This window comes from Robertmurraya sp., from assembly GCF_036676585.1.
GTDB lineage: Bacteria > Bacillota > Bacilli > Bacillales > Cytobacillaceae > Robertmurraya_A.
The window spans coordinates 16,166-40,665 of the sequence record NZ_JAKFCQ010000122.1 but is presented as its reverse complement, the minus strand read 5'-3'; the positions used below and the strand labels follow the sequence as shown (position 1 = coordinate 40,665).

30 protein-coding genes are annotated in these 24,500 nt (G+C 39.9%); 21 read left to right on the top strand and 9 right to left on the bottom strand.

What is annotated here, in order from left to right; translation table 11 throughout:
* From ACGLXV_RS16760 to ACGLXV_RS16725, 8 genes are all read left to right on the top strand, one after another.
* Window positions 1-1,450 (top strand): Kae1-like domain-containing protein (locus ACGLXV_RS16760; protein WP_391559525.1); only part of this gene is annotated, 1,450 nt, incomplete at its 5' end.
* A 34-nt stretch (window positions 1,451-1,484) separates the two neighbouring features.
* Window positions 1,485-1,736 carry a HypC/HybG/HupF family hydrogenase formation chaperone gene (locus ACGLXV_RS16755; protein WP_391559524.1) on the top strand — a complete coding sequence of 84 codons (252 nt, stop codon included), beginning with the start codon at window positions 1,485-1,487 and terminating at the stop codon, window positions 1,734-1,736.
* Window positions 1,693-2,799 (top strand): hydrogenase formation protein HypD, encoded by a 1,107-nt coding sequence (gene hypD, locus ACGLXV_RS16750; protein ID WP_391559523.1) that lies wholly within the window; start codon window positions 1,693-1,695, stop codon window positions 2,797-2,799. Before ACGLXV_RS16755 ends, hypD begins: the two co-directional genes overlap by 44 nt.
* Before the next feature lie 5 nt (window positions 2,800-2,804).
* Complete coding sequence (gene hypE / locus ACGLXV_RS16745) at window positions 2,805-3,812, top strand: hydrogenase expression/formation protein HypE (protein ID WP_391559522.1); 1,008 nt, start codon at window positions 2,805-2,807, stop codon at window positions 3,810-3,812.
* Between the two features lie 55 nt (window positions 3,813-3,867).
* Window positions 3,868-4,395 (top strand): cytochrome b5 domain-containing protein, encoded by a 528-nt coding sequence (locus ACGLXV_RS16740; protein ID WP_391559521.1) that lies wholly within the window; start codon window positions 3,868-3,870, stop codon window positions 4,393-4,395.
* A complete protein-coding gene (locus ACGLXV_RS16735) occupies window positions 4,395-5,300 on the top strand; it encodes a hydrogenase small subunit (protein ID WP_391559520.1) in 906 nt (301 codons plus the stop codon). The genes ACGLXV_RS16740 and ACGLXV_RS16735 overlap by 1 nt, the downstream gene beginning before the upstream one ends.
* Complete coding sequence (locus ACGLXV_RS16730) at window positions 5,293-6,699, top strand: nickel-dependent hydrogenase large subunit (RefSeq protein WP_391559519.1); 1,407 nt, start codon at window positions 5,293-5,295, stop codon at window positions 6,697-6,699. The genes ACGLXV_RS16735 and ACGLXV_RS16730 overlap by 8 nt, the downstream gene beginning before the upstream one ends.
* Window positions 6,699-7,154, top strand: a complete 456-nt coding sequence (locus tag ACGLXV_RS16725) for a hydrogenase maturation protease (RefSeq protein ID WP_119709036.1) — start codon at window positions 6,699-6,701, stop codon at window positions 7,152-7,154. The genes ACGLXV_RS16730 and ACGLXV_RS16725 overlap by 1 nt, the downstream gene beginning before the upstream one ends.
* Window positions 7,155-7,306: 152 nt before the next feature.
* Here ACGLXV_RS16725 and proC read toward each other — a convergent pair whose 3' ends face one another.
* On the bottom strand, window positions 7,307-8,152 hold the full coding sequence (proC, locus tag ACGLXV_RS16720; protein WP_391559518.1) for a pyrroline-5-carboxylate reductase: 846 nt from the start codon (window positions 8,150-8,152) through the stop codon (window positions 7,307-7,309).
* Window positions 8,153-8,611: 459 nt separating this feature from the next.
* On the opposite strand from proC, the gene ACGLXV_RS16715 reads away from it, so the two are divergent.
* Window positions 8,612-9,580, top strand: a complete 969-nt coding sequence (locus ACGLXV_RS16715; RefSeq protein ID WP_391559517.1) for an MBL fold metallo-hydrolase — start codon at window positions 8,612-8,614, stop codon at window positions 9,578-9,580.
* A gap of 43 nt (window positions 9,581-9,623) precedes the next feature.
* Here ACGLXV_RS16715 and ACGLXV_RS16710 read toward each other — a convergent pair whose 3' ends face one another.
* Window positions 9,624-10,535, bottom strand: a complete 912-nt coding sequence (locus ACGLXV_RS16710) for a DMT family transporter (protein ID WP_391559516.1) — start codon at window positions 10,533-10,535, stop codon at window positions 9,624-9,626.
* A gap of 115 nt (window positions 10,536-10,650) precedes the next feature.
* On the opposite strand from ACGLXV_RS16710, the gene ACGLXV_RS16705 reads away from it, so the two are divergent.
* Window positions 10,651-12,054, top strand: coding sequence for an aminotransferase-like domain-containing protein (locus ACGLXV_RS16705; RefSeq protein ID WP_391559515.1), 1,404 nt, complete (start codon window positions 10,651-10,653; stop codon window positions 12,052-12,054).
* Window positions 12,055-12,136: 82 nt separating this feature from the next.
* A complete protein-coding gene (locus tag ACGLXV_RS16700) occupies window positions 12,137-12,928 on the top strand; it encodes an SDR family NAD(P)-dependent oxidoreductase (RefSeq protein ID WP_391559514.1) in 792 nt (263 codons plus the stop codon).
* Between the two features lie 30 nt (window positions 12,929-12,958).
* Here ACGLXV_RS16700 and ACGLXV_RS16695 read toward each other — a convergent pair whose 3' ends face one another.
* Entirely contained in the window at window positions 12,959-13,135 is a 177-nt protein-coding gene (locus ACGLXV_RS16695) for a YqzH family protein (protein ID WP_119709031.1), read from the bottom strand.
* 161 nt (window positions 13,136-13,296) lie between these two features.
* Between ACGLXV_RS16695 and ACGLXV_RS16690 the strand changes: the two genes are divergently transcribed.
* Window positions 13,297-14,556 carry a Y-family DNA polymerase gene (locus ACGLXV_RS16690; RefSeq protein ID WP_119710654.1) on the top strand — a complete coding sequence of 420 codons (1,260 nt, stop codon included), beginning with the start codon at window positions 13,297-13,299 and terminating at the stop codon, window positions 14,554-14,556.
* Between the two features lie 12 nt (window positions 14,557-14,568).
* Window positions 14,569-14,901 carry a YolD-like family protein gene (locus ACGLXV_RS16685; protein ID WP_119709030.1) on the top strand — a complete coding sequence of 111 codons (333 nt, stop codon included), beginning with the start codon at window positions 14,569-14,571 and terminating at the stop codon, window positions 14,899-14,901.
* A gap of 34 nt (window positions 14,902-14,935) precedes the next feature.
* On the opposite strand, the gene ACGLXV_RS16680 is transcribed toward ACGLXV_RS16685, so the two are convergent.
* Window positions 14,936-15,145: a CDGSH iron-sulfur domain-containing protein gene (locus tag ACGLXV_RS16680; protein WP_391559513.1), complete on the bottom strand. Its 210-nt coding sequence runs from the start codon at window positions 15,143-15,145 to the stop codon at window positions 14,936-14,938.
* A 146-nt stretch (window positions 15,146-15,291) separates the two neighbouring features.
* Here ACGLXV_RS16680 and ACGLXV_RS16675 point away from each other — a divergent pair, with 146 nt between their 5' ends.
* Together ACGLXV_RS16675 and ACGLXV_RS16670 are read left to right on the top strand one after the other, a co-directional pair.
* Window positions 15,292-15,621 carry an iron-sulfur cluster biosynthesis family protein gene (locus ACGLXV_RS16675; RefSeq protein WP_391559512.1) on the top strand — a complete coding sequence of 110 codons (330 nt, stop codon included), beginning with the start codon at window positions 15,292-15,294 and terminating at the stop codon, window positions 15,619-15,621.
* A gap of 107 nt (window positions 15,622-15,728) precedes the next feature.
* A complete protein-coding gene (locus tag ACGLXV_RS16670; RefSeq protein WP_391559511.1) occupies window positions 15,729-16,259 on the top strand; it encodes a hypothetical protein in 531 nt (176 codons plus the stop codon).
* Between the two features lie 22 nt (window positions 16,260-16,281).
* Here the strand turns inward: ACGLXV_RS16670 and ACGLXV_RS16665 are convergent, their stop codons facing one another.
* Both ACGLXV_RS16665 and ACGLXV_RS16660 read right to left on the bottom strand, forming a co-directional pair.
* Window positions 16,282-17,205 (bottom strand): alpha/beta hydrolase, encoded by a 924-nt coding sequence (locus ACGLXV_RS16665; RefSeq protein WP_391559526.1) that lies wholly within the window; start codon window positions 17,203-17,205, stop codon window positions 16,282-16,284.
* Window positions 17,206-17,287: 82 nt separating this feature from the next.
* Entirely contained in the window at window positions 17,288-18,190 is a 903-nt protein-coding gene (locus tag ACGLXV_RS16660; RefSeq protein WP_391559510.1) for a hydroxymethylglutaryl-CoA lyase, read from the bottom strand.
* Window positions 18,191-18,341: 151 nt separating this feature from the next.
* Here ACGLXV_RS16660 and ACGLXV_RS16655 point away from each other — a divergent pair, with 151 nt between their 5' ends.
* The 3 genes from ACGLXV_RS16655 to ACGLXV_RS16645 all read left to right on the top strand — a co-directional run bounded on the left by ACGLXV_RS16655 (window position 18,342) and on the right by ACGLXV_RS16645 (window position 20,023).
* Complete coding sequence (locus tag ACGLXV_RS16655; protein ID WP_119709020.1) at window positions 18,342-19,031, top strand: CoA transferase subunit A; 690 nt, start codon at window positions 18,342-18,344, stop codon at window positions 19,029-19,031.
* A 15-nt stretch (window positions 19,032-19,046) separates the two neighbouring features.
* Window positions 19,047-19,706 carry a CoA transferase subunit B gene (locus ACGLXV_RS16650; RefSeq protein ID WP_391559509.1) on the top strand — a complete coding sequence of 220 codons (660 nt, stop codon included), beginning with the start codon at window positions 19,047-19,049 and terminating at the stop codon, window positions 19,704-19,706.
* Window positions 19,707-19,771: 65 nt separating this feature from the next.
* The gene (locus ACGLXV_RS16645; protein ID WP_119709018.1) at window positions 19,772-20,023 is read left to right on the top strand and encodes a YqkE family protein; all 252 of its coding nucleotides are present in this window, start codon (window positions 19,772-19,774) and stop codon (window positions 20,021-20,023) included.
* Window positions 20,024-20,088: 65 nt separating this feature from the next.
* Here ACGLXV_RS16645 and ACGLXV_RS16640 read toward each other — a convergent pair whose 3' ends face one another.
* Together ACGLXV_RS16640 and mciZ are read right to left on the bottom strand one after the other, a co-directional pair.
* Window positions 20,089-20,997 (bottom strand): aldo/keto reductase, encoded by a 909-nt coding sequence (locus ACGLXV_RS16640; protein WP_391559508.1) that lies wholly within the window; start codon window positions 20,995-20,997, stop codon window positions 20,089-20,091.
* 85 nt (window positions 20,998-21,082) lie between these two features.
* Complete coding sequence (gene mciZ, locus ACGLXV_RS16635; RefSeq protein WP_391559507.1) at window positions 21,083-21,217, bottom strand: Z-ring formation inhibitor MciZ; 135 nt, start codon at window positions 21,215-21,217, stop codon at window positions 21,083-21,085.
* Between the two features lie 73 nt (window positions 21,218-21,290).
* On the opposite strand from mciZ, the gene ACGLXV_RS16630 reads away from it, so the two are divergent.
* Window positions 21,291-21,845, top strand: a complete 555-nt coding sequence (locus tag ACGLXV_RS16630) for an NUDIX hydrolase (protein WP_391559506.1) — start codon at window positions 21,291-21,293, stop codon at window positions 21,843-21,845.
* Window positions 21,842-23,005, top strand: coding sequence for an endonuclease Q family protein (locus ACGLXV_RS16625; RefSeq protein ID WP_391559505.1), 1,164 nt, complete (start codon window positions 21,842-21,844; stop codon window positions 23,003-23,005). Before ACGLXV_RS16630 ends, ACGLXV_RS16625 begins: the two co-directional genes overlap by 4 nt.
* A 31-nt stretch (window positions 23,006-23,036) precedes the next feature.
* Here the strand turns inward: ACGLXV_RS16625 and ACGLXV_RS16620 are convergent, their stop codons facing one another.
* Window positions 23,037-23,597: a GNAT family N-acetyltransferase gene (locus ACGLXV_RS16620; protein WP_391559504.1), complete on the bottom strand. Its 561-nt coding sequence runs from the start codon at window positions 23,595-23,597 to the stop codon at window positions 23,037-23,039.
* A gap of 157 nt (window positions 23,598-23,754) precedes the next feature.
* Here ACGLXV_RS16620 and spoIIM point away from each other — a divergent pair, with 157 nt between their 5' ends.
* Window positions 23,755-24,399 (top strand): stage II sporulation protein M, encoded by a 645-nt coding sequence (gene spoIIM, locus ACGLXV_RS16615; RefSeq protein ID WP_119709012.1) that lies wholly within the window; start codon window positions 23,755-23,757, stop codon window positions 24,397-24,399.
* Window positions 24,400-24,500: the final 101 nt, after the last annotated feature.

The window sequence follows — 24,500 nt, the reverse complement described above, 5'->3', positions numbered from 1 at the left end:
CGAAATGCCGATTGTTATTTTAAAAAGAAAAAGAGAGGGAGTATTACCACAAAATATTTCTCCAGGTTTGTCGACTATTGGAGTGATGCTACCCTATACTCCTTTACATCATCTTTTATTTAAAAAACATAAGTTGGAATGTATCGTGTTGACGAGTGCGAATCCTTCTGGCTTTCCTATTTTATATAAAGCTACTCATTTAGAACCTTTACAAAACATATGTGATTATATCTTAACTCATAACCGTAAAATCGAGTTTCCTATTGATGATTCGGTTGTTCAATGTGATGAAGAAAATACGATATTTGTACGGCGTGCTAGAGGATTTGTTCCAGAGCCGCTGAAAACAACATCTAATGTGGATCATATTATTGCATTAGGAGGGAACCAAAAGAATACATTCTCCGTCGGAATACAGAATAACATTGTCATGAGTCCTCATGTAGGTGATTTAGAAAACGAAGAAATGTTTGCCTCCTTTGAAGAGCAACTGCAGCATTATAAAGAATTTCTAGGGGTTAAAGAAGTGAATGTGGCTGTCGACAAGCACCCACTATACACATCCACTTCTATCGCCCAAAAACTCAATCGTAAAATCATATCCATTCAACACCACCATGCACACCATGTATCTTGTATGGAAGATAACGGTCTTACCGAACCTTGTTTAGGTATTATATTAGATGGTACAGGATATGGAGAAGACGGGAATATTTGGGGCTTTGAATTTCTATATGGAGACGCAAAATCTTTTGAACGACTGGCTCACCTGAAATACACTCCTCTTCCAGGTGGAGAAAAAGCCGTGAAAGAACCGTGGAGAAATGCAGTTGGGATGCTACTTTATTACTGGCCGCAGAAGGGAAAAGAATTATGTATGGAACTTTTTCCTGAGAGATTAATAGAAATAAACATTATGGAACAAATGATAGTCCATCAGATGAATTCTCCTATGGCTGGAACATGTGGCCGCTTATTTGATGCTATTAGTGCCATTCTCGGTATATGTACGATCTCAACGTATGAAGGAGAGGCAGCGATCAAATTATCTGATTGTATGAATAGAACCAAACTTGAAAGCACAGGTGAGATGTATTCATATCATCTAATAACAAGTACTCCAAACCAACTTCAACTTGACTTATCTCCTATGATTTTTCAAATCATTAAAGACAAACTTCAACAATCCACTACTGCAATCATACAGAAATTTCATACCACATTGGTGTCTTGCTGTATACAGATGATTTTAAAACTATTGAGGAATAGACCAGAATTAAATAGAACGGTCGTGCTGTCAGGAGGGTCCTTCCAAAACGTTTTTCTTGCCAGAGAGATTCAGAAAGGTCTTCAAAAAGAAGGATTTAACGTCTATACACATAAACATGTACCCTGTCACGATGGAGGCTTATCATTAGGACAAATTATCATTGCTGCTAATCAGTTGTAAGGATGATAAAAGAAAATGAAGGTGGTGAATTAATTTGTGCTTAGGAGTACCGGCTAAAGTCATTGAAATTGAAGGGGAAAGAGCTCTAGTAGATGTAATGGGTTCGAGGATGTATGTAGGGACCTTTTTTGTTCCAGAGGTTAGGATCGACGATTATGTTTTACTCCATGCGGGGCAGGCCATTACCGTAGTGGATGAGGAATATGCCAAAGAGAGTATAGAAGAATGGAGGAATGTGTTAGATGGCAGACATGGACCTTTTTTCAGATCCGGTCTTAACTCGTAATTCAGTTGAAGCAGTTATCGATTTAGCGAAGAGATTTAAAGAAGAAAAAGGCAGAATTCCAGTATTTATGGAGGTATGTGGTTCACATACGATGGCATTAGCCAAAACAGGAATAAAATCGAGATTGAAAGATTATGTACAGTTGATTGCGGGACCGGGATGTCCTGTATGTGTTACAGATCAAAAGTCGATCGATGCAATGATCCAATTATCAGAAGAGCCTAACACCATTCTTTGTACTTTTGGCGATATGATGCGTGTTCCTGGTTCTAAATCTACTTTAATGAAAGCGAAGACAGATGGAAAGGATATCAGAGTCGTTTACTCTCCATTAGATAGTGTGAAAATAGCAGAGGAAAATCCTGATAAGGAAGTCATTTTTTTAGGAATTGGATTTGAAACAACGATTCCAATTCTTGCTCTTGCTGTTCGAGAGGCAGCAAGAAAGGATGTAAATAATTATTCGATATGGATGACAACAAAATTGGTGGAGCCTGTTTTAAGAGCACTTCTTAGCTCGGGAGAAGTAAAGCTTGATGGATTTCTTTTGCCTGGTCATGTTTCCGTTGTTTTAGGAAAACAGAGCTACCGTTATTTAGTGGAAGAATATGCTATTTCGGGTGTCATTACTGGTTTTGAACCCGTTCAGTTACTAAGTGGGATTTATAAGCTTCTGAATCATCAGCTGGAAAAAAAGGTTAAAATCATCAATGATTATACATATGTTGTAAGAGATAAAGGAAATGTCGTTGCTCAAAGTTTACTAGAAGAATATTTAGAAGTCCATGACGAAGCATGGAGAGGGATGGGGACCATTCCCAAAAGTGGATTAGTTCTCAAAGAGAAATATGCGCAATACGATGCAAAAAAGAAGTTTAATATTTTGGTAGGGGAGCCGAGAGGAACTAAATGCCGCTGTGGTGAAATCGTTCGGGGATTAATTACACCAGAAGAGTGTGTACTGTTCAATAAAGGTTGTACTCCAACTCACCCTATTGGTCCTTGTATGGTATCAACAGAAGGAACCTGTGCGGCACATTATCAATTCATGAGGGAGGTGTAACCGTAGTGCAGCGAATTAGTCTAGCTCATGGCGAAGGTGGAGAGTTAACACACCAACTGATACAAGATATCTTTATCCAATCATTTGGACATTCAGAGCAAACACTGTTTGATTCTGCAATTCTTGCCATTCCTACACAAACCATCGCTGTAACAACAGATAGTTATGTGATAAAACCTATTTTCTTTCCTGGTGGAAATATAGGGAAGCTGGCTATAACAGGAACAGTGAACGATTTAGCTGTAAGTGGTGCTATTCCTCACGTGATAACTGCTGGATTTATTATCGAAGAAGGGTTTCCAATAAAAAATCTAAAAGAGATTGTTAACACTATGGCAGGGGAAGCAGAAAGAGCCGGGGTGAACATTATTGCCGGTGATACGAAAGTAGTCGAAAAGGGGAGTGTGGATGGCCTATTTATTAATACGACAGGGATTGGTGTGATGCAAGAACAGCATCGATTGAAACCTGAAATGGTTCAAGAAGGAGATTCTGTAATCATTAGCGGTACAATAGGGGATCATGGGGTCGCTATCCTGAGTGCACGCCAGGAGCTAGGGTTGCTCACAGATGTTAGAAGTGATTGTGCATTATTAAACCACCTGATTCATGAACTCTTGGAGGAAATCAAAGGAATTCGGATCATGCGGGATCCGACAAGGGGGGGATTAGCCACAACACTAGTAGAGCTATGTGAAGACTTTGGTTTTACAATTGAAATAGATGAAGCTTCTATTCCAGCACGTAAGGATGTTCAAGGTGCATGTGATATTTTAGGTTATGATCCTCTTTATCTAGCAAATGAAGGAAAAGTAGTTATCATCGTTGATTCAAATGACAAACAAAAGGCACTTGATATCTTGAAGAATCATGAGATGGGAAAGGATGCAAGTGTAATTGGTCAAATTACATCCTGTCATATTCAATCCGGGAAACTACTTTTAAAAACAGCTGTTGGTACAACAAGAAGACTTAATCGCCTATCTGGTCAGCTATTGCCTAGAATTTGTTAATCATTTTGATATGTAAGCATAGGATAGGTGCAAAATGCCTAAAGGGGAGAGCATCATGCAAAACATCGAAATGATTAGAATGCAAATAAATTATCTTGTTACACAAGCACGTCATGATATCTATACGTTATCTACCTTGAGTGACACTTCCATGAAGCCACAAATTCTTCAACGGTTATGGGATGCACTATCAACTATTCATTTTCTTAGTGAATGGCTGGCAAATCAAGCGAAGAATAGTGATCATATTTTACCTTCACAACCATCTATTCCAATTCCGTCAGGGAATTTAAATCAGTCACAAATTCCTCCCATTACACCTTTACCCACACCACCTATATCACAGTCTAATCAACGAACGTTTACAATTGGAGAATTAGCCACTTTTACTGGGAAAAATGGGAGGCCAGCTTATGTTGCAGTCAATGGCATTGTCTATGATGTGACAAACAATCGGACTTGGGCAGCTGCTACCCACTTTGGCTTAATTGCAGGCAGAGATTATACGCAGGAATTTGCTTCTTGTCATGCTGGGCAACAATCGATCTTAGCAACACTGCCTGTTGTAGGGAGGTTGGTTTAATGGAAGGGCAAATTTTGCCACCAGAGTCTTTAACAAATGAAGCCATTGCGGAAAGGTTAACAAGTACTGTCCTGGAGAGTCTCGAAAAGAGAATTATCAAGAAAAAAAACCTCATTTACTTAGAATTAAATGGTTGTTCCGGTAATATCATTTCCTTGTTAAATGGGCAGAATCCCGACTTTGAGTACACATTAAATTCAATGGTTGATCTTAAGTTTTGCAATAGTTTAATGGCTGCTGAAGGAGAGCAGGCGATCGAGAAACTAATAAAGGCAATGGACGAAGAGTATATTTTAGCAGTTGAAGGAGCTGTGGCGTTAAAAAACAATGGTTTATTCAATATTATCGGCAGCTGGCAAGGAAAACCTCTTACAGGCCTTCAAGCAGCTAAGATGCTCGGGGAAAAGGCTTCACATATTTTAGCCGTGGGGGCTTGTGCCACACATGGCGGGGTGTCAGCAGCAAAACCCAATCCATCCCAATCTGTAGGGCTGCAACAGGTCCTGCCCGACAAAAATATGATTAAACTTCCCGGATGTCCTGTTCATCCAGACTGGTTTTTAGGGACATTAGCGCATCTTTTATTATATGGGGAGCCGGAAACAGACAACTTAGACCGACCATTAATGTTTTATAGCACGCTTATCCATGACCGGTGTCCAAGAAGGCCATTTTTTGACCGAGGGATTTTTGCTGAAAAATTAGGGGATAAAACATGTTTATTTAAGCTCGGATGCCGGGGCCCTGTGACGAGAGTAGATTGTCCAACAAGGCAATGGAATGGTCATGTGAATTGGCCGATAGGAGATAATACGCCATGCATTGGCTGTGCTCAGTTTGGTTTTCCAGATGCCATGGCGCCGTTCATTAGTTATGACACGACAAGGGTGGTGAAGAATGAGTAAGAGAATTGTGATTAATCCGTTGACACGAATAAGCGGTTTTATGGAAATTGATGTGATTATCGAGCAGAATCAAGTCGTTGATGTCAAAACAAAAGGAAATTTATTTCGCGGCTTTGAGCAAATGTTAGTAGGAAGAAGTCCGTTCGATGCCGTTTATTTTACTCAGCGAATATGCGGCATTTGCTCTGCAGCCCACTCAATGGCTTCATCTCTTGCCTTAGAAGATGCGTTAAACATTGAACCAATGGAACAAGGAAAATATTTACGAGATATCATTCATTGTTGTGAGTTTTTACAAAATCATATCCGCCATTTTTATCAATATACTGTTCCTGACTATGTAAAGATTGAACAAAATTCTCTTTTTCAGTCCGACCATGACGATTTTCGATTACCCAAAAACATTAATGACCGGATTTCACAGCATTACTTCGATTCCCTCAAGTTCAGTCGTCTAGCTCACGAGATGTTAGCCGTTTTAGGTGGTAAAGCTCCTCATAATCATGGGGTTTTTATTGGAGGGATAACAACACAGGCGACAGCCGAGAAAGTCGTTCATATCGATTCTATTTTAGGGAAGATTACCAGATTTATTGATGAAAAAATGATCCCAGATGTATATGACATTGCGCACTTCTATGCAGACTATTTTCGCATAGGCGGAGGGTATGGCAACCTTTTAACCTATGGTGCTTTTAACCATTATAAGGAGTTAGGCACACTATATGTGGATCCACTTGTATCCACAATGGAATCTGTCGAAGCATTTGATGAACGTAAAATTCAAGAAAAAATAGATTACTCCTATTTCAAATCAATAACTAACAGCAATCAAGCAAATGAAGAAGTGACAGAGCCGAATATGGACAAAGAAAAAGCCTATTCCTGGGTGAAGGCACCAAGATATAATGGACTCCCTATTGAGGTCGGACCGTTGGCAAGATTAATATTAAGTGGAGCGTATAATAACGGAATCTCCGCTATGGATCGAACGATTGCCAGAGCACTAGAAGCAAAGAAAATCACAGAGATTATGAAAATTTTACTTCAGCAAATCATTCCAGGAGTAGATGTACAAAAAAAATATGAACTCCCAGAATTGGCATCTGGAAGGGGGTTAGTGGATACAACGAGAGGGGCATTAGGCCATTGGCTAAAGATTCGAGATAAGAAAATCTCCTTCTATCAAATCATTACTCCTTCCACATGGGATTTCTCAACTAGGGATGATAATGGTTTTAGAGGTACTGCTGAAGAAGCCTTAGTCGGTACGCCCATTCAGAATCCAGATAAACCTGCAGAGATTGGCAGAATTCTTCGTTCCTTTGATCCGTGTATGTCATGTGCGACTCATGTATATAGTCCAGGAAAACAAGTAAAAACCATAAAGGTGCTTTAATGGAAAAAATAATTGTTTTAGGTATTGGCAATCAATTGATGATGGATGATGGAATTGGAATTTATCTAATTGAGCAACTTTCAATTCTGAATCGTACCCCGCATGTATCTTTTTTGATTGGAGAATCAGATATTGATTACTGCATCGATCAAATAATGAAAGCTACATTTGTAATCATTGTGGATGCTGTATTTTCAGGAAACAAACCAGGAGAGCTTACCGTTTATCCACTTGCTAATTTACATGAATATCAAACTTTAAACATATCAGTGCATAACTTTCACTTGTTTCAATCATTGTATCAACAGAAAGAATCAAAAAAGGGGTATCTCATAGGAGTAGAGCCTTATGAGATAAGGTTCCATATAGGATTAAGCAAAACTTTAAGGGAAAAATGGAAAACGATTTTACAAGATGTATCACAGACCATTGATAGGTTGATTGCAAAGAATTAAGTGTGTTATATAGATCTTCAGATTACCAAATCAGATGGAGTAGCTACTGAGGAAGCCTATCAATAGATAAAAAAGGTCAACCAGAAATCTGGCTGACCTTGTAATACAAACGGGTGCGTTAGTTAGAAAAGGAGCGGTAAATACATAATTTACTACAAAGTCCTCTGCACACTCTCCATCTGCTCCGCAATATTTTTCCCTAACCGTTTAGATTGAGCAGTTGCTTCTTTTATACATTCCACAAACGCTTCCTGAACTCCGTGAGCAGCAAGGATTTTTAATCCAGCTTCTGTTGTTCCGCCAGGACTTGTTACCGCATGGCGAAGCTCCTGTGGTGTTTTTGTCGTTTTGGCTACCATTTGTGCTGCCCCTATTAAGGTTTGAACAATTAATTGTTGTGCCATGTCTCGTTCTAAGCCTATTTCGACGGCGCTTTTTTCCATTGCTTCGATCAAATAATAGATATAGGCAGGACCACTACCGGATAGGCCTGTGACCGCATCTAACTGGTGTTCCTCTACAAAAGCTGTCATCCCCACTGTATCAAAAAGCATTTGCACATTTCTTTTTTGATCGTCATCTACTTTGTCATTGACAGCAATTGCTGTGGCAGATAGGCCAACTGTTGCCGATGTATTAGGCATCGCGCGAACGATCGCAAGCTGCTTTTGTGAGAGTAATTCAATCGAATCCATTGAGATACCTGCTAAAACAGAGACAATCAGCATGTTAGACTTTAATAAATGCCGTACTTGTTCAATGGAGGCTGCAGCATCCTTTGGCTTCATCGCTAGTAAAACCATGTCTGCTCCTTCCAGTAGTTCACGATGATCATACGTGGAGCTTACGCCGTATTGCTCGTGAAGTGTTGCCAGTCTATCTGCATTGCTGCGATTGGTCACCCATATTTTTTCAGGGTTGATTAATTGATTTTCCACAATCCCCGCTACTAATGCCTCTGACATTGATCCTGCTCCGATAATCGCTATTTTCTCCACGTTTCTTCCTCCTAAAATCCATTTATAAACAAAAAGACCCTTCATCCTAATAAGGACGAAAGGTCTAAGCTTCCGTGGTACCACCTTCATTTTCATGTTTGCGCACTTCTCGCAAACATGAAACTCAAATCCGTTAACGCCGGAGAACACGGTTAGGTTTGCCTAACAGCTCATAAGGTAGGTTCGGTGGGTAAGGGACGGTAAAGCCTTTCAGCCGGTGAGCTTTACTCTCTTTCGTCTTTTGCCACGTACTGGTCTTATTCATTGCCACTTTAACGCTCTAAATGATTTACTAGTGATTATGCAAGATAACAAGCCCTTCTGTCAAGAGGGAATGCAGCCTGACTTTTCGCATTTTTCAAAAAACAATATATGAAAATAATGACATTCTTAACAACATTGGGTAAAATATACATATGTACTATTGTTATATAACAATTATAATCAAGGGGTTTGAATATGATAGAATGGCGTGATGGAATTGCAAAGCTTGTTTTGCCTACTCCTTTTCCAGTCGGCGATGTGAACGTGTATGTAATAAGGGGGGAACGTTTGACATTAATAGACGTCGGCCCAAATACGGAGGAAGCATTTGTATCGCTTCAAAATCAACTAGCTCAACTTGGTCTCCAGCTAACAGATATCGAACAAGTCATACTAACCCATGATCATCCGGATCATGCAGGCTTGCTCGATCAGTTTTCTCCTGATTTAGAGGTTTACGGACATGCTAACAATGAACGCTGGCTGAATCGAACCAAAGAGTTTTATCATGACTACGATTCTTTCTATCGGCAGCTGTTTGTGGATTGTGGCATTCCGGACAAGTATTATGACCCTTTTATCGGTGGAATGAAACAAATGCTCTTGTTTTCCTGCAACCGATCGTTATCAGGTACGCTTTCTGAGGGGGAAGTTCCGATAGGATTACCTGAATGGACTGTGATTGAAACGCCTGGTCATGCCCAGAGTCAGATCGGTCTATTTCGTAAAAAGGATGGGGTGTTGATTGGGGGAGATCTTCTTTTGGCTCATATTTCTGCGAATCCGCTTCTAGAGCCCCCGCTCCCAGGAGAGAGAGAACGTCCAAAACCACAGCTACAAGTCAATGAATCCTTGCAGAAGCTTCTTACCCTTCCTATTCGTCTTACTTATACGGGTCATGGAGAAGAGGTAACGGATGTTCATGGTCTTGTTGAAAAGAGACTATCTCATCAAATTTTGCGCGCTGAGCAAGTGAAGGAATGGCTGGAGCAGGAATCTATGACTGCTTTTCAAATATGTCAACGCTTATTTCCTTCGGTCTACAAGAGACAGCTGGGGTTGACCATTTCAGAATCCATCGCACAGTTAGACTATTTATTAGATGGTAAAAAAATACAAGATACAAAGGTAAATGGCACATTTGTTTACAGTGCGGCTCTATAAAAATAAATGAAGCTCCTTCCTAAAAAAGGCAAGGAGCTTCATTTTACCCTTTTTGCGAAAGAGTTTTTTTCCATAGTAGAGATTGTAAAGCAGGGTAGTTCACTAAAATCGTCCCTAACAAAATGGTAGCGGCACCAATCCCGGTATACCATGTCATTTCTTCTTGATAGAAGGTGACACCTAAGCCAACAGCGATAAGAGGTGAAATATATAGCCATGTGGACGGGAAGACAGGATCCGTTTTTGTCACAAGCCAATAATATAGGCTATGTCCAACCATAGAGCCAATGATGATTAGATAAAGAAGGGAACCGATGGATGCTGTGTGAATCAATGATGATGGTTGAACCTTCTCTGTTATCAATGATAGTAGCAATAAAAGGAAACCACCGTGCATCATTTGAACGGCGTTTAATACAAGGGGAGAAGCAACGATTTTCTCCTTCACCTGTTTGGTATAAATCGTCCCTGAAGCATAAAACACTTCACCTACTACGATTGCTAGACATCCCATGATCCATAAGAAATGTACGTTTAAAGAAATGCTCGGTAAAATTAACACGACTACTCCAGCCAATCCAATCATACATCCTATCATGGATGTATGAGACGTTTTTTGTTTTAGCAAGAGGGAAGATATGATTAAAATCATCATTGGTCCTGTTGCCGATAGAACCGCTGCTACTCCTGAAGAAACATACTGTTCAGCCCAATATAATGTGGCGAATGTTCCAAACGTTAACCCTACCCCAGTAAAAAAGAGCTCTTTTCTAAAAAGTATTTTTAAAGAAACCTTGTCCTTCCACCTCATAAATAGAAATAATAGAAACCCGGCACTGAAAAATCGAAGTCCTGCACCGAAAAAAGGTGGGATTCCCGCATCTACACCTATTTTAATCGCTAAAAAGGTGGTTCCAAAGATAAAGCACATAAGTAAATAAAACAAAATAATCATTCTCCATTCCTCCTTGCCACTAATCATACCGCTAGAAGAATAGAACAGTTTTAGATGAACAGAACAGATGATGGTAAATTATGTTACAATCAAAAATCATAAGGGGGTGTCTTTAATGAGTAAACACGCACAACGAAAGTATCTTTTTGAGGAAGTATACGAGTATTTATGGCAAAGAATAGAGCGTTCGGACTGGAAGACTGGTGACAAGTTGCCGTCGATTCGTGAATTGTCATTGGAAATGAATGTTCATCGGCTGACCGTTTTCAAAGCTTATCAAATGCTGAAGCAACAAGGTAAGGTGTTTGTAAAAGATAAATCTGGTTATTATGTTCAAGGAAGTTCCACACCCCCTGTAGATGGCCACTCTTTGCTTCGAGCTAATGAGAAAACATACAACCTATCTGACATACATCAGCAAAGCGTTCAATATCAGTTTTCACAAGCATTAATTGATCCTAATCTATTGCCAAATCACTTCTTATCAGATTATGTAAAAAAGGTTTTTGATTTGTATCCTAAGGTGCTTTCTACCTACTCTACCGTACAAGGGGATATGGAGCTGCGTGATACATTGGCGAACTATTTTATTAAATGCTATAAAACTCATCTTTCCCTTGATGATATCCTCATCACTTCAGGCTCTCAGCAAGCTCTCCATCTAATCTCTCAATTATTTATCAAACCAAGAGATACGGTGCTACTGGAGCAGCCAAGCTATAGTGCTGCAATTGATATTTTTAAAAGTCAGGATGCCCATTTGATAGCCATCGATATTCAGCCTTATGGCTATGATTTAGAGCAAGTTGAAATGCTTATGAAAAAATACAAGCCGAGACTGTTTTATATGAACCCAACCTTTCATAATCCAACCGGTTATACGGTCCCAACGGCACAACGAAAGAAGTTAGTGGAATTAGCTGAACGATACAACTGTTTAATTGTTGAGGATGATGCGTATCACGATATTTATTTCGAAAAAGCTCCACCACCGCCTCTTTATACATTTGATACAGCTGGTGTCGTCATTTATGTGAGAAGCTTTTGCAAATACGTTTCACCTGGACTACGTGTGGCAGCTTGTATTGTTCCACCTGCCTTGAAAGATGGCTTGCTTACAGTGAAAGCACTTGCCGATAATGGCTCCCCACTACTTAATCAAAAAATCTTTCTTCATTATTTTTCCTCTCCCCGGTTGCAGCAGCACCTAGAAAAACTTAGAATTGCTCTGCAAATTCGTATGGAAATTATGGAGGAAGAATTACAGAAGACGAATTGGAGCTGGGTAAGTCCTGATGGAGGCTTAAATTTATGGGTTCAGCTTCCTGACCCTCTTCCGACAGAAAAATTGTTACCGAAAGCGATGGAGAATTCGGTTTCCTTTGTTCCTGGATTGATTTGTGATCCTTTGCAACAAGGATTTTCCTCTTCGCTTCGTTTGAGTTATTCTTACGCCAATGAAGAGCAGTTGAGGGTAGGCGTAAGAAAGCTAATCGAGGTAGTGAATACATATGCATGATTTTTTAGCTTTTTTTAAAGGGTTTGTGGTAAGTTATATGTAGCTCGACAAATGCTACATAGATAAGAAGATGGTGATTGTATTGGAACAATTAAAAGGGAAACATATTGTTATAACAGGAGCTTCATCAGGGATTGGAGAAAAGGTGGCTCTTATGGCGGCTGAGCGCGGAGCGCGGCCCATTCTTGTAGCTCGTTCTATTGACAAGCTACAAACAATTGGTGAGGAAATTAACCGAAAAACGGGTACGAATGCCTTGTTTTTTCAGTTGGATGTTGGTGATATCGATCAGGTTCAACAGGTGTTTTCACAAATTAAGCAAGAGGTCGGCCATATCGATATTCTCGTAAACAATGCTGGGTTTGGCGTGTTTGATTCCTTCCATGAGGCCGATTTTGCTGATATTGAAAAAATGTTTCAAGTGAACGTACTCGGTTTAATGGCTTGTACGAAAGAGGTTCTTCCTGTGATGATGGCTCAAAATTCAGGTCATATCATTAATATTGCCTCACAGGCGGGAAAGCTTGCCACTCCTAAGTCCAGTGGATATTCGGCTACGAAGCATGCAGTGTTAGGATTTACGAATAGCTTACGACTAGAGCTTGCAAAATCAAATATACGTGTATCGGCGGTAAACCCTGGTCCGATTGAAACCAATTTCTTTTCAATTGCTGATAAATCAGGAAACTACGTGAAAAACGTGAATCGATTCATGCTGAAATCGGATTATGTTGCCGAAAAAATTATTCAATTAATGCTCAACCCTAAGCGTGAGCTTAACCTTCCAGGCTGGATGAATATGGGGAGTACCATCTACAATCTCATCCCAGGGTTAGCTGAACGCTTTGTTGGCGGCTTTTTCGATAAAAAATAAAAATCACCTTTATAATAGGTGATTTTTTTTTTAATTGGTTAGGTATTCGTATACGACGTCATTAATGAGTTCATATAAAGCAACTTGAGCTCCTTCGGCTTCTTCAACCACCCGTTCGCATAACTTCTCATAGTCCTCTTCACTTGCCTCATGCTCGTACTGCTGAAAGCATTGCCTAAGCATTTTATAAATAAGTTTCTTCTCCATTCCCTTACACCTCTTCTTAAGCCATTATAACTTACCAATATTCACAAAAGGAAATAGAATAAAATTTCCATTGAAACCGAACGTATATTCGCTTAATATAAGAATATACTAAAAAAAGAGAACGAATGTTCCTATTTGATGTTTGGGAGAGAGAGAACACGATGATTAATTACAGTGAGTTGCCCCATCAAACCATTTTATGTGTGGACATGAAGAGTTTTTATGCTAGCTGTTCAGCTGTTATTGAAGGGTTAGATCCACTTGAGTGTTATTTGGCAGTGATTGGAGATAAAGAGCGAGAGGGAAGTATTGTATTAGCTGCATCACCGAAGTTAAAGAAGGAATTTGGTATTAAAACCGGATCAAGGAAGTTTGAAATTCCAGACGATCCGAAAATTCAAGTAGTTGAGCCGAAAATGGCTACTTATTTACGTATTTCCACTGAAATTACGAAGGTGTTTCATCGTTACGTTCCAAAAGAAGCTATTCATACGTATAGCGTCGATGAGAGCTTTCTAAAAATTGATGGAGCCCTTCATTTATGGGGAGATGCATGGACGGTTGCACAGAAGATTCGTGATGATATTGAGCGAGAATTTCAGCTGCCCTGTGCGATTGGAATTGGTCCGAACATGCTACTATCAAAGCTTTGTCTTGATTTGGAAGCGAAAAAGAAGGGAATTGCTGAATGGACGTACGAGGATGTAAAAACAAAGCTTTGGAATGTTTCTCCTTTACGTGAGATGTGGGGAATCGGAAGAAGGGTAGAGAAAACATTAAATGGAATGGGAATTTTTACGGTTGGTCAGCTTGCTCGCTTTGATTTGAAAAAGCTTGAGAAAAAGTTTGGGATTATGGGGAATCAACTGTACCATCATGCGTGGGGAGTGGATTTATCCGAAATTGGAGCACCGATTATGGAGGGACAAATTAGTTTTGGAAAGAGTCAAATTTTGCTTCGTGATTATAAAGAGGAAGTAGAAATCAAACGCGTCATTCTAGAAATGTGTGAAGAGGTCGCGAGAAGAGCACGAACCCATAAGAAGGCAGGTCGAACGATTAGCTTCGGCATTGGTTATAGTCAGGACGAGTTCGGTGGAGGCTTTTACCGTTCGCGGTCAATTGAGGTACCGACAAACGTGACGATGGAGCTGTATGACGTTTGTCTACGTCTATTTGCGGAGCACTACGAAGGAAAAACGGTACGGAAAATCTCCATCGCCCTTAGCAATATTTGTGATGATACAGACTATCAGTTAAATATTTTTGAACCGAATGGCTGGAAGGAACGAGAGCTCGGGTATGTTGTGGACCGTATCCGCAATCGGTACGGACATGGCGCTCTATTGCGTGCGGTATCGTATACAGCAGCGGGAACGGCGAAGCATCGTGCTAAGCTAGTTGGCGGTCATAAGAGGTAAGGAGGAACAAGGATGATTCGAGATAGAGGAAGAATCAAGTGGACATCAATGATGCTTCCTGAGCATGTTAAGCTATTGCGCGATTGGGCGGAAGAGGATTCTTACGAGAAAGAAAAAGAGATGGATGAACAAAAGCTGGAGGAGATGAACCATCTGTTATTAGCGGCGATGGAGGAGCATCAAGCGGTGATGGTCACTCATTATCGTTACCGGAAGCACGAATTGATTATCGGACAAATCCATTATTGGGATGAGCTTCAGCAAAGGCTTCATATTGTTGATCATTTTGGGGAGGTTCACCGAGTCCCCCTTTCGAGCATTGTAGATGTACAAATGAAAGAGTAAGAGCAGTCTCCGAAAGGAAACCGCTGCTTGAAGTTTATTCAGGAGTTTTTACTGCGCGATCACGGGCTTGAAACTTTCCTTTATGCGATCCATCGCAAAAGGGACGTTTGGATGAGAGACCACATCGGCATAAAGAGAACGTGGGTTTCGTTTCAAATACATTTCCTTCCATATCAATCAATTCAACCTCACCAGTCACACGGAAAGAACCGTTGTCCATTACTTTAATCTGAACCTTCGACAAACTGACCACTCCTACAAAAAAAATGTAATAATATCGTAAAGAATTCATTGCCGAAAAGCAAATCATAGGGCAATAAAAAAACGCTATGTTACAATGATTATATGAAGTGGCGTAGGAAACATGATGAAAAGCTGGAGGAACAGACAATGAATATTACGATAACAGAAATAGCAGCACAAAAGATTACCGAGAAGATAAGTGGAAAGCAAGGCTTTTTGAAGCTAAAGTACGATATAGAAGGCTGTGGGTGTGTAGTAAGTGGTGTACCAACTCTATGGTTAGTGAATGAGCTGGATGAGGATGATGATACAGCCATTGAAACGAACGAGCAAACGGTGTATATCGAAAAATCAAAGGCAGTATTTCTTGATGAAGAACTAAAAATTGATTTCTCTCAGAATGCAAATACATTCCAATTAAAAAGTGTAGGACAATACCTAAACCCAAGAATGGCCTTTGTCGATAAAACAAAATAGAACTATTTAACGAGCAGATCTACTACAAAAGTGGATCTGTTTTTCTTTTTATAGAAAATTAGCATTTTTTGGATGTTTCTTACATTCACTGATAGTGGGGGGATGATATGCGAAATTGGCGAGGAATACTGCTAATTGGTATTGCTATTCTACTCACATCATGTCGGGCAGCAACTATAGAAGTGGCAGTGCCTTTTGAAGTAAAAGAAACGATTGTAGAAGAAAAGCTTACGGATGGAGCCATCATCATGTATACAACTGCTCAAGAGCATGAAGGAGAAGATTTTGATGCGATAAGCATCGCATACCTGGAGGGAGATGAAGAGAAAGGCTGGACGAATGAAGGTGGTAATCATTGGGAATATAAAGGAACTAACCCACTAACCGTCTATTACCGAGATATATATGATTATAGTAGTCAGGGGAAAATTCTGAGTAGATTTCAGCTTACATATGGACAGATAGAAAGTGGGGACATTGTATCTATTGAAGGATCGGAAACTGGCAATCAATACGTCAATTTAACCATAATCGAAAAAGAAGGAAAGAGGTATTTTTTTGAAATGAAAAAATACCCTTATATTCGGGCACTGGATAAGGAAAAGAAAGTCATTGCAGAAGAGAAGCCGAGACGCTAGAGAAGTCTCGGCTTGTGTTTTATTACTCACTTAATAGAGGAGAGAACACAAAGTCATGGAGAAATTCATCAATCACCTGTTCGTAGTCCTCTTTGTTTTCATTCAGTGATTGGGCATGGACCCCATTTTCAGCGAGAAATAATTTTTTGGGTCCCTTCTTCTTTTCATACAAGGCTTGTGTCATCGTTGGAAGAATAAAATCATCCTTTTTGCTGTGAATAAAAAGAATCGGTTTTTTAATCGAGTCAATAACGGTAATCGGAGCGATGCTTTGTAAGGAGTAGCGATCGCGCATTCGCAGGAACAAATCTGCGACAGGGAGAAACACCTTTCCAGGAAGCTTTAATTCTCTCTTTAAACGATAAGCAAGCTGCGCCTTAAAGTCAGAGAAGGGACAATCAGCGATGTAAAAATCTGCCCCATCCTCAAGCATTCCTGCATACAATAGCATGGTTGCGGCACCCATTGATTCCCCATGAATACCAAGAAGGAGATGTGGGCCTTGGTCTGCTTTTAACCAGTCAACAATCGCTTTTAAATCAAATTTTTCATAATGACCGTAGCTGGTGGTTTTTCCTCCAGATTCTCCGTGACGACGGTGGTCATAAATAACCGCGTTAAAACCTCTTTCGATAAACAAATTCATGTATTTAATGGAATTGATTTTGTTTTCGGTAACGCCATGACAAATAATCACGTACTTCTTTGTATGATGTGGTTCCAGCACAATGGCTTTTAATTGGTATCCAAATGGTGAAGTAATGAGTACTTCGCGTTTAGGAATTCGATCAAAATCATCAGGGTTGTAACGACCTGCCGTCTGTTCCCGATCAACAACGAAAAGGGGATCCTTTGTTCTCATATACATGATCCGATTCGTAAAATAAAGGCCAAACGTGATCAAAAATAAAAAAAAGGCAAAAAGGAAACGGAGTGCTTTTCTCAGGCAAACATCCCTCCGATACATGTTTTACTTAATTTTACCATTCAACAGGAATTTAAAACAAAAAAAAGCTTAGAAAGCATCTCTAAGCTTTTGACTGAAGAGTATAAAAGGAGCTTGAAATTGGTTTGGGAAGATGAGGAGCGATAACATCTATGGCCTGAACAAGGAGAGGTAATTGTATTCCCGTTTGAATTCCCATTCTTTCAAGCATGAAAACAACATCCTCAGTCGCAACATTTCCAGACGCCCCTGGAGCAAACGGACAACCACCAATTCCCCCTGCAGATGTATCAAAGCGGGAAATCCCAGCTTGTAGAGCAGCAAAGATATTAGCAAGACCCATTCCGCGAGTGTCATGAAAATGGGCTGTAATAAGTGTAGTTGAAAAGAGATTATTAAGCTTTGAAAACAAAGAATACGATTCGTGCGGTGCAGCCATCCCGATGGTGTCTGCAACACTTAATTCATCCACCCCTGCTTGAACAAATTGCTCGCATAATTGAATCGTTTCTCTTTCTTCGACTCGGCCTTCAAACGGGCAGTAAAAAGCGGTTGAAATGCATGCTCGTACAAAAACACCTTGAGCTTTTAGCTCTTTTATAAGTGGGAGAAGCTCTTCCATTGCCTGAGCCGTTGTTCGATTAATATTCTTTTGGTTAAACGGGTTGCTTACTCCGACGAACAGAGCAATTTCTTGGCAATTGGACAAGCGAGCGCGCTGAATACCCGAACGATTAGGAGTTAGGACAATGGTCCGGGTGTTAGGGTCTAGGGAGTGCCAGACAATCTCCTCGGCATCTTGCATTTGTGGAACCCATTTTGGTGAGACAAAGGAGGTGATCTCCATTTCTTTAATACCCGATTTCTTTAAGTGGTCAATAAACTGAAGCTTTGCCTCAGTTGGTATAAAAACGCTTACATTTTGAAGCCCATCACGAGGACCGACTTCAATAATTGTTGCTTTCTTAGGTAAATCAATCGTCATGTTTTATTCACCCCTTCATACGTTAATTGTAGAGTGATTGATTTTAAATATGCAAGAATAATAGAAATTTTCTTGAAATAGAAGGGTTTTTCTATTTCCGCTAGAAATATAAAAAGTGGTAGCGTTTACATAAAGAGAAGGGGTGAATGAGGTGAAACCAATTTATACGTCTTATTTAGAGGCGGTAAAGGATATTCATGATGGTGCAACTCTTATGGTGGGGGGCTTTGGGCTTTGTGGCATTCCTGAAAATTTAATTTTAGCTCTCGTTGAAAAGAAAGTCACTGACTTGACGGTCATTTCTAATAACTGTGGAGTGGATGAATGGGGTCTAGGGCTATTACTAAAAAATAAGCAAATTAGAAAAATGATTGGATCCTATGTGGGTGAAAACAAAGAGTTTGAAAGGCAAGTTTTGTCAGGAGAGCTAGAAGTAGAATTGACCCCACAAGGGACGCTAGCTGAAAAGATTCGAGCCGGTGGAGCAGGAATCCCTGCCTTTTATACGCCTGCTGGAGTGGGCACTCCCATTGCTGATGGGAAAGAGACAAGAGTGTTTAATGGAAAAGAATATTTACTAGAAGAGGCCCTGCAAGCCGATTTTAGCCTCGTTCGAGCTTGGAAGGGAGATAAAATGGGGAATCTCATTTATCATAAGACGGCTCGTAATTTTAACCCGATGATTGCCGCAGCAGGAAAAGTAACCATTGCAGAAGTAGAACATTTATATGAAACAGGAGAACTAAACCCGAATGAAATCCATACGCCGAGCATTTATGTTCAGCGACTCATTGTTGGAAAGCAGGAAAAAAGGATTGAAAGACTAACCGTTCAGGGCTAGAAAGGGAGTGGGGACATGACAAATATTCGTGAAAGAATTGCAAAAAGAGCAGAAAAAGAAATTGAAAGTGGCTATTACGTTAATTTAGGTATAGGAATGCCAACTCTTGTTGCAAATTTTATATCAAAGGATAAAGAGGTCGTTCTACAATCTGAAAATGGATTACTTGGGATTGGACCTTTTCCTAAAGAAGAAGAAGTAGACGCGGACTTGATTAATGCGGGGAAAGAAACCGTTACGGCTATTCCTGGAGCTGCTTATTTTGATAGTGCAGAGTCATTTGCGATGATTCGAGGTGGGCATGTGGATATCGCCATCCTAGGAGGGATGGAAGTGTCCGAAAATGGAGATTTGGCGAACTGGATGATTCCAGGGAAAATGATTAAAGGCATGGGTGGAGCTATGGACCTGGTTCATGGGGCGAGAAAAATTATTGTCATCATGGAGCATACGAATAAAAAAGGTGACGCAAAAATCCTTAAAAATTGTAGTTTGCCTTTAACGGGTCAAGGTGTAGTGGACCGAATTATTACTGACAGAGCAGTCATTGATGTAACTTCTAATGGGTTGAAGCTTGTGGAAGTGGCAAAGGGCTATACGGTAGAGGATGTGATAGCGTCCACTGAGCCTGAGTTGATAATTGATGATAAGGTCGGATTAGATGCATTTGAGTGATGGATAGAACGATGACCGAACATTTGGTATAATATTCGTCATCAACATGTAGAGAGGGATTTTGTATGAAAAAGAAAAAACAAACTCGCCCGGCTCAAAAGAAAGTCGAAGACAAACCAGTAACTCTTGGTGACCTATTGAATGTGGAGCTAGTTAAACAATTAAAGAATACGAAAAATGAACTAGAGGAAGAAGCTCAAGCTAAAAAGGTAGCGGAAGAGGAAAGAAAAAGAGAAGAACGCCGCCTAAAAGAAAAAAACAAAACGTTCGAAGAGCTTCTGAATGAAAGTGAATTTGATTGGAAGAAATTTAAGTGATAGTATGTATTGGTCCTTCATCTTTGTGATGAAGGACCTTCCATTATTAGACGGGCATTTTCGAATTACCGATGCTGGCCATACACATTTGCTTTTGAAACTTCCTTAATAAAAGAAACCTCTCCTTCTGATAAGGGTTGAGAGCGTACAGCTTTTGCGTTGTTTTTCACTTGTTCCACTGAGCTTGCACCAGCAACGACACTTGCAATGGTCGGGTTATGAAGGACGTAGCGTAAAGCAACTTCAGTTAACGATCGATCCCCAAAATGGTTTCTCAATTCTAATAAGAGCGAGCGTAACTCTTCCTCTGAATAATCCATAAAACCCTTTTCCGTAATTTTATTCACACCAACATCGCTTAATAAACCCTTTGCGACAGGTCCTCGTGCCACAACTGAAATATCATTCTCACGAAGAATACTTAGAGCTTCCTCTTCAGGACGGCGATCAAGGATACTGTACTGCATCATCACGGAAGAGATATTCGATTTACTGGCGTATTCACGAATCACATTCGGTCTGATCGAGGAGATGCCATAGTATTTAACAAACCCCTCACTGACAAGTTCTTCAAATGCCTCAATGGTTTCATCCATTGGATCATCCAAAGTTCCGCCATGAAGTTGATATAAATCAATATAATCAGTTCCAAGTCTAGTAAGACTGTCTTTAACTGCTTCCTTAATATACGTTTTGCTCGGATCCCAGCTCCAACCATCCTTATTGTTGTTCCAACGATTGCCGACCTTTGTTGCAATAATTACCTGCTCTCGAACAGGCTTCAAAGCTTGTCCGACAATTGATTCATTCACTCCAAAATCGTATAAGTCTGCCGTATCAAAATAATTGACTCCTTCTTCAAGAGCGGCGTTGATGATTCGTTCTGCTGCAAGTGCATCTGTTCCAAGCGTCATGCATCCAAGTCCTAGCTCTGTTACATGCAAATCCGACTTACCGAGACGTCTCTTTTCCATGGGATTAAGCACCTTCTTCTATAAAATAGTTTACCTTCTGCTCATTATTTTACAGAAAATTTCCCATTGATGCGAAGAACAAGCATTACTTTTTCTTTCTCTCATCCTCCACCCAGTCTTTTACAAGAGTATAGTCTTTAGAATATTGGAGAAGTTTGTGTCGAATTTCCCATGCTTTCCCGACAAGAACAATTCCTTTTTCATGTAAGTATATTTTCATCACTTTCCTCCAAATTAAGGTATGATAAAATGTATGAGGAAACTAGCTGACAATAGAACAGGAGTGGAGACAAATGAGTTCATCCTTTGAAGAAAAAACAATAAAATCAGAAAAGATCTTCTCTGGGAAAATCATCTCGTTACAGGTAGACGATGTGGAGCTGCCAAATGGAAAGCATTCGAAACGCGAACTGATTAAACACCCAGGGGCAGTTGCTGTTATTGCGATTACGGATGAAGGAAAAATCGTAATGGTTGAGCAATACAGAAAGGCTTTGGAAAGAGATGTAGTGGAAATCCCTGCAGGAAAGCTTGAAAAGGGAGAAGAACCATCCCTTTGTGCGAAGCGTGAGCTAGAAGAAGAGACAGGTTATGTATGCAAAAGCCTAGACTGGTTGATTTCTTTTTACACATCACCTGGATTCGCGGATGAAATTGTTCATTTATATGTGGCACGTGGATTAGAGAAAAAAGAAGACGCTGCCCCGCCTGACGAGGATGAATTTGTTACATTAGTAGAGCTAACGCTTGAAGAAGCACTAGAGTACATAGAAGAGAGAAAAATATATGATGCAAAAACAGCCTACGCTGTTCAATACTTACAACTTCAAGAGGCATTAAAGAAATGAATTCATACTTCGCCGACCTTCACATCCATATTGGGAGAACATGGAATGGGAAGGCAGTGAAAATAACGGGGTCAAAATCATTAACGTTTACGAATATTATTCAGCATGCGAGAACGATTAAAGGATTGGATATCATAGGAATCATCGATTGCCATTCACCTGAGGTCATTCAAGAGATCGAAGCATTGATGAGTGAAGGGGAAATAATAGAGTCCCCAAGAGGTGGTTTGCTGTATGGAGACATGCTTATCCTAATGGGTTCTGAACTTGAAATCTATGACGATAACTGCAAGGGACCCATTCATATACTAGCCTTTTTGCCTGACATGGCTCAATTAAAGGAATTTTCACAATGGCTTTCCAATCATTTGAAAAATATCAACCTAAGCTCACAGCGTGTGTATGTCACGGGACTTGAGTTGCAGAAAAAGGTGAAGGAGCTAGGGGGATTATTTATTCCAGCCCATGTATTTACTCCTTTTAAAAGCTTGTTTGGAAAAGGAGTAAAACAGTCACTCACCGAGGTATTTGATCCAAACTTAATAGACGGCATAGAGCTTGGATTAAGTGCTAATACGCAAATGGCAGACCAAATAGGTGAGCTTCATCGTTATTCGTATGTGACGAATTCAGATGCACACTCATTAGGGAAAATTGCAAGAGAATATCAGCAGATAAAAATGAAAGAGCTGTCTTTTACTAGCTTTCAGGAGGCTTTATACAACCAAGAGGGTCAGTATGTGGAGGCCAATTATGGACTTGATCCATTGCTTGGCAAGTATCACGAAACCGTATGCGCGAACTGCCATGAAAAAGTGCAGTTGTCCGATCAAGTATGTGAAGCTTGTGGCCATACAAAATTCATTAAAGGAGTTGCTACAAGAATACGAGAGCTTCAAACCTCTAAAGAGGGAAAGAAGGGGCGTCCTCCATATATTCATCAAGTTCCTCTAGACTTCATTCCAGGACTCGGACCAAAGCTTTTTCAAAAATTACTAGATCATTTTGGCACGGAAATGGCCATTCTCCACCACGTACCGGAAGAAGCTTTACATGAGGTTGTACCAAAACGCGTGGCAGAATTAATTGTTTCAGCTAGAAACGGAGAACTTCATTTCCATGCAGGCGGTGGTGGAAGGTACGGGAAGATTATTGATTAGAAGAGACAGTAGAAGATACTGTCTCTTCTATTTATTTAAGCTTTGAAAAAACACAGGTATCCCTCAGTGTTTTTCCATCCGCACTTTTACTATTATTTTTTAAGGTGGCTTCTAGGGTGAATCCGAGTTTTTCAGGAATGCTTCGACTAGCGATATTATCCGGATCACAACGGATTTCCACACGATTCGCTTGCAAATCTTCAAAGACAGTTTTTATTAAAGCAGCTGTTGATTCAGTTATATACCCCTTTTTTGTCAAGCGACTATCACACCAATATCCGATCTCGAAGCAACCTGCATCCCAATTGATTCGGTGTAGCCCAGTTGAACCAATAAATTGATGATCCTCTTTTCTGAAAATATGAAGACGAATATCCTCTTTTAATATAAATTGTGCATACGATTTTCTAACGCCTTCTTCTACCTCCTCGAGCGTTTGATTTGTATGAGCGAAAGGGAGCCACTGTTGTAATTCGTTTAGGGAAGCTTGAATGGCTTCATACACAAGATGACCGTCTCCAGGCATACAAGGTCGAATATAAAGACGCTCTGATTCTATTTTTTCTGGAAAATCTATTAATATAGGCTTCATTCGATATTCCTCCTAAATATAGAGATTTTGAGTATTATAACTGGTAAGTTATGGTTAGGACAAGAGGATTTATAACAGTTTTGGAATCTATCTAGTCATACCTTTACTAGAGTTCGCATACATTTTACTAACTGAGTTGTAAGGGGAGGAAGGGCAATTGAAGAAAAAAAAATACCAGAACGTCGTAGCAATGCATTTCCGCGAGCACTCCTCGATTTATTTATTTGTCGTGGTGTTATTTCTAATGGGGGTCATCTTTGGAGCGATTATCGTCAATAGTTTAAGCTTTACCCAGAAGGAAGACTTATTTTATTATTTGTCACAATTTTTCGGACAAGTATCAGACGGAAAAGTAGCGGCATCAAAAGATTTGTTTTATCAAAGTTTCTTTCATAACAGTAAGTTTGTGGGGCTCATGTGGGTATTAGGTGTGTCAATTATCGGCTTACCAATTACACTCATACTTTTATTTATGAAAGGAATGGTTGTTGGGTTTACGGTCGGTTTTTTAGTGAATCAAATGGGCTGGGAAGGTTTTGTTTTATCATTTGTATCTGTACTTCCGCAAAATCTATTAATTATCCCAGTGTTTATTATCGGTGCAACCCTGTCAGTAGCATTCTCACTAAAGATGATTCGCAGACAGTTTATGAAAAAACAGGGCCAACCAATCATGCCGATGCTAGGTGGATACGTTGCAGCCTTTTTAGCCGCTCTCGTATTCATTGCCATAGCAGCTGCCATTGAGGCATATATATCACCATTATTAATGAAATCAATTGTTGAATCGATTCACTCTTAATTATAATTATTTTTATATGATAATGGTTATTTTTGCTTATTTGTAATTATTTTATTTTGAAAGTCTATTCTCATCTGTTATAATGGGTATTGACAGTGGCG

Excerpts from the sequence above, each read along its gene's own strand:
- ACGLXV_RS16695 (WP_119709031.1), bottom strand. The coding sequence starts at position 13,135 with ATGGAGAAGAAACTTATTTATAAAATGCTTAGGCAATGCTTTCAGCAG.
- ACGLXV_RS16620 (WP_391559504.1), bottom strand. The coding sequence starts at position 23,597 with ATGAAGCCTATATTAATAGATTTTCCAGAAAAAATAGAATCAGAGCGT.
- ACGLXV_RS16725 (WP_119709036.1), top strand. The coding sequence starts at position 6,699 with ATGGAAAAAATAATTGTTTTAGGTATTGGCAATCAATTGATGATGGAT.
- ACGLXV_RS16735 (WP_391559520.1), top strand. The coding sequence starts at position 4,395 with ATGGAAGGGCAAATTTTGCCACCAGAGTCTTTAACAAATGAAGCCATT.
- ACGLXV_RS16685 (WP_119709030.1), top strand. The coding sequence starts at position 14,569 with ATGATTCGAGATAGAGGAAGAATCAAGTGGACATCAATGATGCTTCCT.
- ACGLXV_RS16625 (WP_391559505.1), top strand. The coding sequence starts at position 21,842 with ATGAATTCATACTTCGCCGACCTTCACATCCATATTGGGAGAACATGG.
- ACGLXV_RS16670 (WP_391559511.1), top strand. The coding sequence starts at position 15,729 with ATGCGAAATTGGCGAGGAATACTGCTAATTGGTATTGCTATTCTACTC.
- ACGLXV_RS16675 (WP_391559512.1), top strand. The coding sequence starts at position 15,292 with ATGAATATTACGATAACAGAAATAGCAGCACAAAAGATTACCGAGAAG.
- ACGLXV_RS16645 (WP_119709018.1), top strand. The coding sequence starts at position 19,772 with ATGAAAAAGAAAAAACAAACTCGCCCGGCTCAAAAGAAAGTCGAAGAC.
- mciZ (WP_391559507.1), bottom strand. The coding sequence starts at position 21,217 with ATGAAAATATACTTACATGAAAAAGGAATTGTTCTTGTCGGGAAAGCA.
- hypD (WP_391559523.1), top strand. The coding sequence starts at position 1,693 with ATGGCAGACATGGACCTTTTTTCAGATCCGGTCTTAACTCGTAATTCA.
- ACGLXV_RS16640 (WP_391559508.1), bottom strand. The coding sequence starts at position 20,997 with ATGGAAAAGAGACGTCTCGGTAAGTCGGATTTGCATGTAACAGAGCTA.
- ACGLXV_RS16710 (WP_391559516.1), bottom strand. The coding sequence starts at position 10,535 with ATGATTATTTTGTTTTATTTACTTATGTGCTTTATCTTTGGAACCACC.
- ACGLXV_RS16730 (WP_391559519.1), top strand. The coding sequence starts at position 5,293 with ATGAGTAAGAGAATTGTGATTAATCCGTTGACACGAATAAGCGGTTTT.
- ACGLXV_RS16715 (WP_391559517.1), top strand. The coding sequence starts at position 8,612 with ATGATAGAATGGCGTGATGGAATTGCAAAGCTTGTTTTGCCTACTCCT.
- ACGLXV_RS16740 (WP_391559521.1), top strand. The coding sequence starts at position 3,868 with ATGCAAAACATCGAAATGATTAGAATGCAAATAAATTATCTTGTTACA.
- ACGLXV_RS16660 (WP_391559510.1), bottom strand. The coding sequence starts at position 18,190 with ATGACGATTGATTTACCTAAGAAAGCAACAATTATTGAAGTCGGTCCT.
- ACGLXV_RS16705 (WP_391559515.1), top strand. The coding sequence starts at position 10,651 with ATGAGTAAACACGCACAACGAAAGTATCTTTTTGAGGAAGTATACGAG.
- ACGLXV_RS16690 (WP_119710654.1), top strand. The coding sequence starts at position 13,297 with ATGATTAATTACAGTGAGTTGCCCCATCAAACCATTTTATGTGTGGAC.
- ACGLXV_RS16630 (WP_391559506.1), top strand. The coding sequence starts at position 21,291 with ATGAGTTCATCCTTTGAAGAAAAAACAATAAAATCAGAAAAGATCTTC.
- ACGLXV_RS16650 (WP_391559509.1), top strand. The coding sequence starts at position 19,047 with ATGACAAATATTCGTGAAAGAATTGCAAAAAGAGCAGAAAAAGAAATT.